The sequence below is a fragment of the Bifidobacterium margollesii genome (genome assembly GCF_002860355.1).
In the GTDB taxonomy this organism is placed as follows: Bacteria; Actinomycetota; Actinomycetes; order Actinomycetales; family Bifidobacteriaceae; genus Galliscardovia; species Galliscardovia margollesii.
In genome coordinates this window covers 31007-44591 of sequence record NZ_NMWU01000035.1, presented here as the reverse complement: position 1 = coordinate 44591, position 13585 = coordinate 31007, and the positions used below count along the sequence as shown (strand labels likewise).

Genomic DNA, 13585 nt, shown 5'->3' with positions numbered 1-13585 from the left:
TCACGCCGAAATCACCACACTTCGATCCGGAATGTTAATTTGGTTGGTTGACCATCCTACGGACAAACCGACCAAATTAACCTGACCGCGGTTATCATGAGGGCCGTTGCGCACGCAGCGCATCGATCATGAGAGAACATAAGGACCCATCTATGAACGCACTAACCCGCAAGTTCCGTTCCGTCGCAGCCGCAGCCACAGCCGTACTGATCTCCGCCACCGCCCTGGCCGGCTGCGGAAGCTCATCGTCGTCCTCGAAGGACGAGAACGCCTCGGTTTCGATCGGCGTGGAGCCCTGGCTGGGATACGCCCCCTGGTACATCGCCGAGAAGAAGGGCTACTTCAAGGACCAGAACGTCAACGCCACGATCACGAACTTCGACACCGATTCCGATATGAACGCGGCCATCGCCGCCGGCAAGATCCAGGCGGGCAACGTGGGTACGCAGAGCGCGCTGCAGATGCTGGAGAACAAGGTGGACGTCTCCGTGGTGATGGTGCTCGACGCCTCGGAGACCGCCGACGCGATCATCTCCGACGGCAGCGTCTCCAGCGTGGCCGACCTCAAGGGGCAGTCCGTGGCCTACGAGGAGGGCAGCACCTCCGACGTGCTGCTCAACTACGCGCTGGAGGAGCAGGGGCTGAGCGTGAACGACATCAAGAAGGTGCCGATGAGCGCCAGCTCGGCGGGAACCGCGGTGATCGCCGGCAAGGTGCCCGCCGCCGTGACCTACGAGCCATACATCACCGAGGCCAAGCAGAAGGACCCGAACCTCAAGGTGGTGTACACGCCGAGCGCGAAGGAAGGTCTGATCTCCGACGTGCTGGTGGTCCGCAACGACTTCATCAGGAACCACCCCGATCAGCTGACCAGTCTGCTCAAGGCCTGGGATCAATCCATCGCCTTCTACAACGAGAGCACCGATGAAGGTCAGGAGATCATCGCCACGGCGATCGGCTCCAAGAAGGAGGACCTCAAGACCGCGTTCGCCGGCGTGAAATACTTCACCGCCAAGGACAACGCCGGCAAGCTCACCGGCGACTTCAAATCCACGTTCGAAGCGGTGAACAAGGCCTCGATCAAGGCCAAGATCGTCAGCAGCACCCTGAACCCCGACGACTATGTGAACGCCGAATTCGCGCAGAAGGCGGCCAAGTGACCATGCCGTCAGCGAAGAGAAGGAAGTCGCGCCGTCTGCGCGCGCCGTTGCGCCGCAGCCAGCGCATCGCCGCGTCGCTGGCCACCTTCGTGGTGCTGCTGGCGCTGTGGGCTGCGGTGACCGAAACCGGCATGGTGGACCCGCTGTTCCTGCCCTCCCCATCCGCAGTGGCGCAGGCGCTGGTCGATCAGGCCACGCAGGGCGTGCTGTGGAGCGACATCGGCACCAGCGTGTACCGCATCACCGTGGGGTATCTGATCGCCGTGGTGATGGCGGTTCCGCTCGGCGTGATGATGGGCGTCAGCGAATGGGTGCTCAGCGCCATCGAACCGTTGATGGACTTCATCCGCTACATGCCGGTCGTGGCGTTCGTGCCGCTGACGATCATCTGGGCCGGCACCGACGATCTGCAGAAGTTCCTGATCATCTGGATGGGTACGTTCTTCCAACTGGTGCTGCTGGTTTGCGACGCGGTGATGCAGGTGCCGCAGAACCTCATCGATTTCGGCGAGACGTTGGGCATGAAGAAGTCCCGGATCATCATGCGAATCGTCTTCCCCTCGTCGCTGCCGCGCATCTGGGATGCGTTGCGCGTAAGCCTCGGATGGGCGTGGACGTGGCTGGTGGTGGCCGAACTGGTGGCCGCCACGTCGGGCCTCGGATACCGGATCACCGTTTCGCAGCGGTATTTCGCCACCGACGTGATCATCGGCTACGTGGTGGTGCTGGGCATTCTCGGACTGTTCTTCGATCAGGTGATGCGAGCCATCGGCAAGCGCGCCTTCAAACGTTGGGAGGCAAGACCATGAGCGATGGTACGTCACGGATCGGCGCATCCGACGACCGCAAGGCGGGCATCGATGCTCCTCGCATCAGCGTGCGGGACGTATCGATGTCGTTCGGCTCGTTGAACGTGCTGCAGCACATCGATCTGGATTTCCACGAGAACGAGTTCGTGGCCGTGGTGGGTGCCTCGGGATGCGGCAAGAGCACGCTGCTGTCGATCATCGGCGGTCTGCTGGAACCCACGCAGGGATCGGTGCTGGCCTCCGGGCGGCCGATCGATGGGCCCGGCCGCGATCGAGGCATCGTCTTCCAGCAGCCGGCGCTGCTGCCATGGCTGAGCTGTCAGGACAACGTGGAATTCGCCTTGCGAGGAGAGGACGGACTGTCGAAATCCGAGCGGATGGATATCGCTCGGAAGCATCTGGCCGATGTGAAGCTCGCCGGCTTTGAGCACGCCTATCCGAACGAACTCTCCGGAGGCATGAAGCAGCGTTTGGCGTTGGCGAGATCGCTGTCGTACCGGCCGTCGGTGCTGCTCATGGACGAACCGTTCGGGGCACTGGACGCACTGACCCGTCAGGAGATGCAGATTCTGCTCACCCAGGTATGGGAGGCGAATCGCATGACGGTGATGATGGTGACCCACGATATCGAGGAAGCCGTATTCACCGCCGACCGCGTGGTGGTGCTCACTCCCCGACCTGGTCGTCTGCGAGAGGACATCGCCATCGATCTACCGCGTCCGCGCACCCAGGAGATGATCGCCACCGAACGGTTCCAGTCGTACGTGCAGCATATCTGGGATCTGATCCATGAGGAGTGAGGGGTGACACGCCGATGGAGCCGATAGCGCCGCCGGAGAGACGGACGACGGCGGCGGCATGAGATATGGGAAGACCTCCACGGTTCGGATCGTGGAGGTCTTCCCATATGTTGATCGAGTTATCGATCCTCGCACCGGACGGGATTCATCGCCCGTCCTTTCGAGCGTTCGTCTAGTGCTGCTCGTCCTCTTCGGGATCGTAGTCCACACCGGTTTCGGCGCGCTGCTCGTCCGAGATCGGAGCCGGGGCTCCGGTCAGCGGATCACGGCCGCCACCGGCCTTCGGGAAGGCGATGACGTCGCGGATGGAGTCGGCACCGGCGAGGATCGACACGGTACGATCCCAGCCGAGGGCGATGCCGGCGTGCGGCGGAGCGCCGAACTTGAAGGCATCGAGCAGGAAGCCGAACTTCTCCTTGGCCTCTTCGGGGTCGATGCCCAGAACGTTGAGCACGCGATCCTGAATGTCATCGCGGTGGATACGCACGGAACCACCGCCCATCTCCTCGCCGTTGCAGACGATGTCGTAGGAATCGGACATGGCATGCTCGGGATCCTTGTCGAACCTGTCGATCCAATCGGCGCTCGGCATGGTGAAGGGGTGATGCATGGAGGTCCACTTGGAGTGGCCGACGGCGACGTCATCGTCATCGGGATCGTCGGTGGGCTTAAACAGCGGGAAGTCGACGACCCAGGTGAAGGCGAAGTCATCGGGCTTGAGCAGACCCTGACGATCGGCGATCTCCACTCGCACGGCACCCAGCAGCAGCTGGGAGCTTTCCTTGTGCCCGGCGGCGAAGAACACGGCGTCTCCCGGCTTGGCACCGGTGGCCTCCATCAGGCCGTTGCGCTCCTCCTCGGAAAGGTTCTTGGCGACGGGACCCTTGAGGGTGCCGTCGGCCTCGAACTGCACGTAGGCCAGACCCTTGGCGCCTCGCTGGCGCGCCCAATCCTGCCAGGCGTCGAACTGACGACGGGGCAGATCGGCGGCACCGGAGTAGACGACGGCGCCCACATACGGGGCCTGGAACACACGGAAGGGGGTGTTCCTGAAGTATTCGGTGAGGTCGACGAGCGGATTGCCGAACCGCAGATCCGGCTTGTCGGAACCGTACTTGTCCATAGCGTCCTGCCAGCTGATGCGCGGCAGCGGCAGCTGCACCTCGTAGCCGGCGGCCTTCCAGATGGCGGCGATGACCTTCTCGGCCATGGCCATCACGTCCTCCTGATCAACGAAGGCCATCTCCATGTCAAGCTGGGTGAATTCCGGCTGGCGATCCGCGCGGAAGTCCTCGTCACGGTAGCAGCGGGCAAGCTGGTAGTAGCGTTCGACGCCGGAGACCATGAGCAGCTGCTTGAGCAGCTGGGGCGACTGCGGCAGGGCGTACCAGGAGCCGGGCACCAATCGGGCCGGCACCACGAAGTCGCGTGCGCCCTCCGGGGTGGACTTGATGAACGTCGGGGTCTCGACCTCGGTGAAGTCCATCTCCTCAAGCGCGTGACGGGCGGCGCGGGTCATGTCGGAACGCAGCTTGAGATTGCGCTGCATGGACGGACGACGCAGATCGAGGTAACGGTACTTGAGTCGCACATCCTCGCCGGGGAGCTTGTTCTCGGATTCGTTCTCCAGCGCGGTGGACACCTGGAACGGCAGCGCGTCGGCCTTGGCCAGCACCTTGAGATCCTCCACCACGACCTCGATCCGACCGGTGGCGAGATGATCGTTCTCGTTGCCTTCCGGACGCAGACGAACCTCACCGGTGACCTGAATCACGAATTCGCTGCGCAGCGGGCGGGCGACCTCCTCGTCGTAGATCACGATCTGCACGAGACCGGTGTTGTCTCGCAGATCGATGAAGGCGACGCCACCGTGATCGCGGCGACGATCAACCCAACCGGCAAGCGTGACCTTCTGGCCCACCAGGGCCTCGGTCACCTCGGTGGCATGATGTGTTCTGAAAGCCGTCTGGCTCATCTGTTCTCTTCCTTTTGCTTCGGTCTATTTCTTCGGTCGGTTTTCGGTCTTTTCAGTCGCAGAACTACTCGACGACCACGGTCTGCCGTGCATACACGGTATCCGGCTCCCACGACGTGGCATCGGCGGGGGTCTGGTCTCCGGTGACGATGTTCTTCACCTCGTCGCCCTCACCCTCCTGACCGGGGAACCACACGTAGGGGATGCCGAGCTTGTCCGCATACTTGATCTGCTTGCCCAGCTTGGCCGCGGTGGGCGCCACATCGGTGGCGATGCCCCGCTCGCGCAGGGATGCGGCGATGCGGTTGGCCTGCATGCGACCGTCCTCGTTCCACACGGCCACGAGCACGGCGGCGGGCGACTGGCGACTGGCCTTGGCGCCGGCGGTGTGCAGCATGTACGACACCAATCGCGACAGGCCGATCGACAGGCCCACGCCGGGGTACTTCCTCTTGCCCTGAGTGGCGAGATTGTCGTAGCGACCGCCGGAGCAGATGGAACCCAGCGAGGCAGCGCCATCGAGGAACGTCTCGTAGACGGAACCGGTGTAATAGTCCAGTCCACGGGCGATCTTGAGATCCGCGATCACCGCGCCGGGACGGATGCGCGCGGATTCGTCCACGATCATCGCCAGCGTGTTCAGGCCCTGCGAGGCCAGTCCGTAGGCGTCGCTCTCCTTGGCGATGCCATACCGGGCGCACAGCGCGTCGAACCGTTCGGCGAGTTCGGCGCCGGTCGCCGCGCTCATGGACGCCAGATCGAGGCACGCGGACGCCTGCTGCTCGCTGGCGCCGCATTCGGACACCAGCAGCTTGGTGACCTCGTCGGCACCGATCTTGTCGAGCTTGTCGATCTCCCGCAGCACGCCTTCGATGTCGGTCAGGCCGAGGCCACGATAGAATCCCTCGGAAAGCTTGCGGTTGTTCGCGTGGACCGTGGCCTTCGGCAGACCGAAGGCCCGCAGCGCCTCCAGCGCGGAGACCATGACCAGAGGCAGCTCCACCTCATAGTGCTCGGGCAGCTCGCCGTTGCCCACGACGTCGATATCAGCCTGGATGAATTCGCGGAACCGGCCTTCCTGCGGCCGCTCCCCTCGCCACACCTTCTGGATCTGCCAGCGCTTGAACGGGAACGCCACGTCGCCGGAGTGCTCCACCACATACCGGCTCAGCGGCACGGTGAGGTCGAAGTGCAGTCCGAGACGATCCTCCACCGGAGTGTCGTTCTCCTGTCCCACCTCCTGCAGACGGGACAGCAGGTAGATCTCCTTGCTGGTTTCGCCCTTCTTCAGCAGGGAAGAGCCTTGCTCCACGGCACGAGTCTCGATGCCGAGGAATCCGTTGAGTTCGAAAATCCTGCGGAGCGTGTCGATAGCCTGCTGCTCGACGACCCGTTCTTCGGGAAGCCACTCCGGGAAACCTGATAATGATGCGCCTTTTGCCACGAGTCCATATAATAAGTCTTGTTGTGGAAAAAACCGTGCCATTTTCGATTTTTTCCCTCTCTCTTACGCACTACATAAGGAGCAGGCCATGTCGGACGAGACTGCAACCACACCCGAGAACGAAACCACGGCAACCGAGGTCACGAGCACGGCTCAGACCGCATCCACGCCAAAGCCCGTTCCGACACCGAAGCCCCACGCCCCGTCGCCGGCGGCGTTCGCCAAGAGGCCGGCCAAGGCCGCCGCCCCCAAGAGCAGCTATTCCGAAGAGGATCTCGCCGGTGCGGAGGCCTTCGGTCGTGTTGCCGAGGACGGCACCGTGTTCGTCAAGGAGGGCGAGGGCGAACGCGAGGTGGGACAGTTCGCTGAAGCCGACAAGAGCGGCGCGCTGCGTCTGTATGCCACCCGTTATCTCGATCTGAAGGCCAAGCTCGATTTCCTGGCCTCGCGTCTGAACTCCGCCAACATCAAGGCCCATGAGATCGACGAGTCGATCAAGCTGCTGGAGCAGGAGACCGCCAGCCCGGCCGTGGTGGGCGACATCGCCGCGCTGAAGGCTCAGCTCGAATCCCTCAAGGCCGCGGGCGAGGCCAAGAAGGAGCAGCTGGTGGCGGCCCGTAAGGAGGCCGTGGCCAAGGCCGTGGCCGAACGTACCGTGATCGTCGAGAAGGCCGAGGCGCTGGCCGCATCGCTGGGCGACAAGACGAACTGGCGTTCCACCGCCGACAAGTTCCGTGAGCTGTTCGACGAGTGGCAGGCCCATCAGCGCAACAGCGTGCGCATCGACAAGCCCCAGGCCGATGCTCTGTGGAAGCGGTTCTCCGCCGCCCGCACCACGTTCAACCAGTCCCGCCGCAAGTGGGCCCAGAACCGGGACGCCGAGCGCGCCCAGGCCAAGGGACTCAAGGAGGCGATCATCAAGGAGGCCGAAGAGATCAAGGACTCCACCGATTGGGGTGACACCTCCCGCAAGTTCAACGAGCTGATGGACCGTTGGAAGCAGGCGGGGCGCGCCGGTCGCAATGACGATGATGCGCTGTGGGCGAAATTCCGCGAGGCCGCCGACACGTTCTTCAATGCTCGTCAGGCCGATCGTGATCAGATCAGCTCCAACGAGAAGGAAAATCTCGCCAAGAAGGAGGAGCTGCTCAAGAAGGCGGAGGCGCTGCTGCCCGTCAAGGATGTGAAGGCCGCCAAGGAGGCCCGTCAGGCACTGAGCAAGATTCAGGACGAGTGGGATCAGATCGGATACGTGCCGCGCGGTGATGTGCATCGCATCGAAAGCCGTCTGGATGACGTGGAGAAGCAGATCAAGGCCGTCGAGGACGCCGAATGGACGAAGTCCGATCCGGAGACCGATGCCCGCAAGTCCGACTTCGAGCGTCAGCTGGACGCGCAGCTCGCCGAGCTCGCCGAGAGGATCGCCGCCGAAACCGATCCGAAGAAGAAGGCCGCGCTCGAAGCCGAAAAGGCCACCAAGGAGCAGTGGCTGAACGCCATCAAGTAGTCGGCAATCGATATTCTATTCTGAGAATGTGGGGCTTACGTCATGGCGTAAGCCCCACATTTATCGCTCGTGATCGTTCATCTCAATGATACGGTTGATCGACAAAGACACCAATCCAAGTGCACTGAACCATAATCAGTCGAATTTGCTGTATTCCGGGCCGAGACGCTCATAGTCCCTATCGATCCAATCGCCGAATATCTCCTCGATTCTCCTGAGCAGGTCGGGATCGGGCTGCACGCCGATCTCGGGAATGTTGCGCAGCACATCCTGCGGCTTGCCGCATCCGACCACGGTGGTGGAGATGCCGCTGTCCTCCGGATTGTTCACCGAGAAGCGCACGGCCATGCTCTCCAGCGTGGTGCCGGATTCCCGGCACAGTTTCACCGATTCCTTGACTCGCTCAAGGAATTCAGAATCCGCCGGATGCCATTCCGGAGCACCCTTGGCGGTGAGCGCGCCCATGGAAAGCGGGGAGTCGCTGAACACGCCGATGCCCTTCTCGGCCAGGCGCTTCGACACCGACAGCAGGCCGCGGTTCTGCAGATCATAATGGCAGTACGTCATCACCGTGTCGAGATCCTCCTCGACGGCCACCTTCTCCAGCAGGTCGAGATCGTAGCCGGTCACGCCGATGAAGCCGATCATGCCCTGGGCCTTGTAGTCGCGCAGCACCGGCAGAGCCTCATCAAGAATCTGTCTCAAATCCCCGCACTCGATGTCATGGCATTGCATGACGTCGATGTAGTCGAGGCCGAGGCGCTCCATGCTCTCCGGAACGCTGCGCTTGATGCGCTCGGTGGAGAAGTCCCACTTGCCGGGCTCGTAGCGGCCGCACTTGGTGGTGATGATGTAGGAGGAGCGGTCGATGCCCTTGAGGCCTACGCCGATGTTCTTCTCGGACTGGGTGCGGCCGTACCACGGCGACGTGTCGATGAGGTTCATGCCGTTCTCGAAGGCCACCTGGATGGTCTCGTTGACGAGATCCTGGTTGACCTCGCCGTACTCGCCGCCGAGCGGGGCGCCGCCGACGCTGAGGATCGGGACTTCAAGACCGGTGTTGCCGAGCTTCCTGGTTTCCATGTGAGTAACTCCTTTGTTATCATCTGCGATGTATTCGATCGGATCAGCATTGATCGATCCCTCATCCAACGATGACGGCAACAAGAAAACCTTGGCCCATCTTCGGCATGGCCAATGCACAACCACTGCATGCATTGGCCGCAGAAATACAATGATGCCTGCTTAATTCTCAGTTCGCTTCATCGTTGAATCTTTGGTAAAACCAATTTACCACCTATTCCGAAGAACGGCCAATACGACGAACCCGCCAACCACAATCACCTGCATTCTCAACATCTGATCGAAGCATAGCGAAACACCACACCCAAAGCACGTCGATCATCCGGCGTATCGATCGATGCCCGTCCTACATGTGCCGCAGCTTGGGCTCGGCCGAATCCTTGGCGCCGGTGATGCGATAGCAGTCGAATACGCCGTCGATCTTGCGAACCGCGGCCAGCAGCGTGGTCAGGTGCTGTGGGTCAGCCATCTCGAAGACGAACTGGCTGGTGGCCACACGATCCTCGCCGGTGGCGATGGAACCGGAGATGATGTTCACCCCGTGATCCGACAACATCTTCGTCACGTCCGACAGCAGATGAGGCCTGTCAAGCGCCTCGACCTGGATCTTGACCAGGAACGTGCCGTTCGCGTTCGTCCACGAGACGTCCACGATGCGGTCGCTCTGATGCTTCTTCAGATCAAGCAGATTCTGGCAGTCGGCTCGATGCACCGACACACCCTGCGTACGGGTGATGAAGCCCACGATCGCATCCCCGGGAACCGGCATGCAGCATTTGGCAAGCTTGACCCAAATGTTGTCCACGCCCTTGACCGCGACTCCCGGCGCGGCGTCCACGTTGCGCACCCGCTGCAACGGCAGAGCCTCCTGCTCCACCTCGTCGTCCACCTCGGCGGGACCGACGTCCTTGACCAGACGGGATATCACGTTCTGCGTGGAGACCTGCCCCTCGCCGATCGCCGCGAACACGGCGTTCGGATCGGGATAGTTGAGCTCCTCAGCCACGCCTATCAGAGCTTCCGGGGTGAGCAGCGTGGCGATGGGCATGTTGCGCTTGCGCATCGCGCGCGTCAGTTCGTCGCGCCCCTCCTCAATGGCCTCGCTACGACGCTCCTTGCTGAACCACTGACGGATCTTGTTGCGGGCCTTCGGGCTCTTCACGAAGCTCAGCCAGTCCCGGGAAGGACCAGCCGTATCGGATTTCGAAGTGAGGATCTCCACGGTGTCGCCGTTGTCAAGCTTGGTGTCAAGCGGCACCAGACGTCCATTGACGCGCGCGCCCATCGTACGGTGACCGACCTCGGTGTGCACCGCATACGCGAAATCGACCGGCGTGGCCTCCGCCGGCAGCGAAACGATCTTCCCCTTCGGCGTGAACACATACACTTCGGCGGAACCGAGATCCTGCTTGAGGGAGCCAAGGAACTCATCGGAATCCGGGGTCTCGCTGGTCCAATCGGCCAGCTGCTGGATCCACTTGAGATTGTCGGCTTCGGAAAGCTCTCGATATTCCTCGCCCTGCTCACGCTGCCGGTCGGACTTGTCCGGAGAGTTCAAGGCCCTGCCTGCCTGACCGTTCTCCTTGTACTTCCAATGCGCGGCGATGCCGAATTCGGCACGACGATGCATATCCCATGTGCGGATCTGGATTTCCACCGGCTTGCCGCCCGGACCGACGACCGTCGTATGCAACGACTGATACATGTTGAGCTTCGGCATGGCGATGTAGTCCTTGAACCGCCCCGGCACCGGATTCCATCGTGCGTGAACGGCGCCCAAGGCCGCATAGCAGTCACGGATCGAATCGACGATGATGCGCACGCCCACCAGATCGTAGATGTTCTCGAAATCGTGACCTCGCACGATCATCTTCTGATAGATCGAGAAATAGTCCTTCGGCCGTCCGGTCACATAGGCCTTGACGTTCTGCTTCTTCAGGTCGGCATTGACCTCTTCGAGGATCTGCTTGAGATACACCTCGCGCTGTCCGGCCCGACGCGCGACCAGCACCACGATCTCGTTGTAGATCTTCGGATAGAGCACCTTGAAGCTCAGCTCCTCCAGCTCGGTCTTGATGGCGTTCATGCCGAGCCTGTTCGCCAGAGGCGCATACACGTCGAGAGTCTCCCTGGCCTTGCGTTGGGCGCTCGGGGTCTTCACATAGCGCCAGGTGCGGGCATTATGCACACGGTCGGCGAGCTTGACCACCAGCACACGGACGTCGCGGCTCATGGCCACCACCATCTTGCGGATGGTCTCGGCCTGCGCCGAATCGCCGTAGTCCATCTTGGAAAGCTTGGTGACGCCATCGACCAGACCGGTAACGGTATCGCCGAACTCCTTGCGGCACTGCTCAAGCGTGTAGTCGGTGTCCTCCACGGTATCATGCAGCAGGCCGGCCGCCACCACCAGCGGCCCCATGCCCAGATCAGCCAGAATCTGCGCCACAGCCAAAGGATGAATGATGTACGGCTCCCCGGACTTGCGCCGCTGCGGCGCATGCTGAGTGACAGCCCGATCATAGGCTCGCTGCAGTATGGAAAGATCCTCGTCGGGATGATGGAACTCGCACATCTGCCAGATGGGCTGCAACGGGTTCAGCGGATCGGTACTGATCTCGCAGCCGAGCATATGCGCGGAGATGTCCTGCGGCTTGCCATCTCCGTGTTCACGTTCAGCCATGATGTTCTCCTCTCCTGCACCGCTACCGGATCGTGTTGCCCATTGTAGGGCCAGCGAATCCGCATCGGCGTTGCGCCATGCATGTTCTACCCCTGAAGACCGGGGACCGGCTTCTTCCCCCGGAACCCCGGATGCGCGAGGGAACGGACTCAGTCCGCCACCCCGGTGGATCCGAATCCCCGTTCGGCCCTATCGGAGCCGGGAAGCCGTTCGGCCTCGACGAACCGCGCCTCGACGTATCGTTGGATCACCAGCTGGGCGATGCGGTCACCCACATGGAACTCGACGGTGTTCCTCGGATCGAGATTGATCAGCGGAACCTTGATCTCACCCCGGTACCCTGCGTCGATGGTTCCCGGCGCGTTGAGCACGGTGACCCCCTGCTTGACGGCCAGCCCCGAACGCGGATGAACCAATCCGACATAGCCATGCGGCAGTGCGATGGCCACGCCGGTGGGAACCAGAGCCCTCTCGAAGGGTTTGAGGACCACGTCGATGGCGGTGCGCAGATCGGCACCGGCATCACCGGCGTGGGCGTAGTGCAGATCCACCGGATCCCCGGTCAGCGACCGGACCAGAACCTCGACGTTCTCGGGACCGTCGTATGCCTCGTCGTACGCCATATCAGCCAGCGCACTCCTCGCACACCGGATCACCATCGGCCGTGGTGTAGGCCAGCTGGCTGCGATGCTTCACCAGGAAGCATTCCGAGCAGACGAATTCGTCTCCCTGCATCGGAATGACGGTGACGGACGAGTCCTCGTTGCTCAGATCGGCACCCGGCAGCTCATAGTCCTCGGCGATGGCGTTCTCGTCGTCGTCGATGTCGCTGTTCTGATTCTGCCGGGAGCTGTTGCCCAGCGCCTCGATGGACTCCTCGTCCTCGTCCTTGCTTCTCGGAGAATCGTAATCCTGAGCCATTTGGTGAGCCCCTTTCTCATGACCGTGATGTCGTTGTTCTGCGCCATAGGATACACGATTTCAAATACCCGCAAAATTCGACACGTAGGGCACAATAGAAGTATCAGTGAACTTTTTAGGAAGTCGGGTGCCTGTATGTCGAACGAAACGCTCAAAGTAGCGCATTTCGAGCACGTCAGTTCAAGCGGTGATCTGGTCTTCAGCGCGGATGGCCGCCGGTTCGTCGTGCGAGTCGACGATCGACTGGAGCAGGGCATCCTCGAAAGCCGTCAGATCCGCGAGGAGAACGAAGGCGCTCCCGACCCGCAGGCCAGCGCGACGATCCCGATCTCGACCATCCAATCGCTTATTCGAGCCGGGTTCTCCACCAAGGAGGTGTCGGAGCAGTACGACGTCAGCGAAGTGCTGGTGCGTCGATTCGCACGCCCCGTGGAAACCGAGAAAAAATACGCCATCGAGCAGTTTCTTTCGGCGCGCGCTCCGGGCGCCTCACGAGGGCGGGACGTGTCGGACATGATCGAATCGTCCCTGGCCTCCGCGCGACTCACCTCCGATTCCCTGCAATGGAAGGCCACCCGTCACGGACGCGACCCCTGGCACATCCATGCCTCGTTCACCGCCGCGGGACGCATGCTCAAGGCGGAGTGGGCGTGGGATATGCGGGACAACTCGGTGACCCCGCTCAACTCGCTCTCGTCCAAGCTGCTCAAGGCCTCCACGCTGATGGGCGACGACGATTTCCTGGAGAACAAATTCGGTCCGTTCCCCATGATTTCGAACGCCGCAACCCCGACCTCCGAACCCGCTTCACAGTTTTCCCCTTCAGGAGTCCAGAATATGGACATTCCGGGCGATTCCACGGGTCCGAATACGGATTCCGCCCGCGAAGCGGACGGCGGAACACCCGTGGATGGTGCAACGGGAAATCCGGCCGCCACCGACGACGGACACGATCGAACCCATCCGAACGCCGATTGGCTGTACGGTTCGAAGGGTCGTCCGTCCGGCACCCAGCACCCCGATCCCGAGCCGCTGGTCAAAACCGACCGGCCCGGGTCCCCGTCGAAGGAAGGTCCGGCCGACGGCAATGATCGGCAGCATGACGACAAGCACAGGAAGACCCGCCGTTCCGCCGTCCCCAGCTGGGACGAGATCCTGTTCGGCGAATAGCACGTCTGCGATCGGCGGGCCTGCGAATAGCAC

The 13585-nt window shown here is 62.1% G+C and carries 11 protein-coding genes; 5 read left to right on the top strand and 6 right to left on the bottom strand.

Translation table 11 applies throughout. The features are described 5' to 3' along the window. The first annotated feature begins 152 nt into the window (after nucleotides 1-152). From Uis1B_RS09395 to Uis1B_RS09385, 3 genes are read left to right on the top strand one after another with little or no spacing between them, the layout of a single operon-like run. Complete coding sequence (locus tag Uis1B_RS09395; RefSeq protein WP_165782833.1) at nucleotides 153-1160, top strand: ABC transporter substrate-binding protein; 1008 nt, start codon at nucleotides 153-155, stop codon at nucleotides 1158-1160. Between the two features lie 2 nt (nucleotides 1161-1162). Further along, entirely contained in the window at nucleotides 1163-1969 is an 807-nt protein-coding gene (locus tag Uis1B_RS09390) for an ABC transporter permease (RefSeq protein ID WP_101617716.1), read from the top strand. After that, entirely contained in the window at nucleotides 1966-2769 is an 804-nt protein-coding gene (locus tag Uis1B_RS09385; RefSeq protein WP_207763412.1) for an ABC transporter ATP-binding protein, read from the top strand. Before Uis1B_RS09390 ends, Uis1B_RS09385 begins: the two co-directional genes overlap by 4 nt. Nucleotides 2770-2941: 172 nt before the next feature. Here the strand turns inward: Uis1B_RS09385 and aspS are convergent, their stop codons facing one another. Both aspS and hisS read right to left on the bottom strand, forming a co-directional pair. After that, nucleotides 2942-4744: an aspartate--tRNA ligase gene (gene aspS, locus Uis1B_RS09380; protein WP_101617714.1), complete on the bottom strand. Its 1803-nt coding sequence runs from the start codon at nucleotides 4742-4744 to the stop codon at nucleotides 2942-2944. Nucleotides 4745-4808: 64 nt separating this feature from the next. Beyond that, entirely contained in the window at nucleotides 4809-6188 is a 1380-nt protein-coding gene (hisS, locus tag Uis1B_RS09375) for a histidine--tRNA ligase (RefSeq protein ID WP_101617712.1), read from the bottom strand. A gap of 88 nt (nucleotides 6189-6276) precedes the next feature. Between hisS and Uis1B_RS09370 the strand changes: the two genes are divergently transcribed. Continuing rightward, nucleotides 6277-7695, top strand: coding sequence for a DUF349 domain-containing protein (locus Uis1B_RS09370; protein WP_101617710.1), 1419 nt, complete (start codon nucleotides 6277-6279; stop codon nucleotides 7693-7695). 135 nt (nucleotides 7696-7830) lie between these two features. Here the strand turns inward: Uis1B_RS09370 and Uis1B_RS09365 are convergent, their stop codons facing one another. The 4 genes from Uis1B_RS09365 to Uis1B_RS09350 all read right to left on the bottom strand — a co-directional run bounded on the left by Uis1B_RS09365 (nucleotide 7831) and on the right by Uis1B_RS09350 (nucleotide 12382). After that, entirely contained in the window at nucleotides 7831-8778 is a 948-nt protein-coding gene (locus Uis1B_RS09365; RefSeq protein WP_165782832.1) for an aldo/keto reductase, read from the bottom strand. Nucleotides 8779-9124: 346 nt separating this feature from the next. Next, nucleotides 9125-11461: a RelA/SpoT family protein gene (locus tag Uis1B_RS09360; protein ID WP_101617706.1), complete on the bottom strand. Its 2337-nt coding sequence runs from the start codon at nucleotides 11459-11461 to the stop codon at nucleotides 9125-9127. A gap of 149 nt (nucleotides 11462-11610) precedes the next feature. Beyond that, nucleotides 11611-12084, bottom strand: a complete 474-nt coding sequence (dut, locus tag Uis1B_RS09355) for a dUTP diphosphatase (RefSeq protein WP_101617704.1) — start codon at nucleotides 12082-12084, stop codon at nucleotides 11611-11613. A 1-nt stretch (nucleotide 12085) separates the two neighbouring features. After that, entirely contained in the window at nucleotides 12086-12382 is a 297-nt protein-coding gene (locus Uis1B_RS09350) for a DUF4193 domain-containing protein (RefSeq protein ID WP_101617702.1), read from the bottom strand. A 135-nt stretch (nucleotides 12383-12517) separates the two neighbouring features. On the opposite strand from Uis1B_RS09350, the gene sepH reads away from it, so the two are divergent. Beyond that, complete coding sequence (gene sepH / locus Uis1B_RS09345) at nucleotides 12518-13552, top strand: septation protein SepH (protein WP_165782831.1); 1035 nt, start codon at nucleotides 12518-12520, stop codon at nucleotides 13550-13552. Nucleotides 13553-13585: the final 33 nt, after the last annotated feature.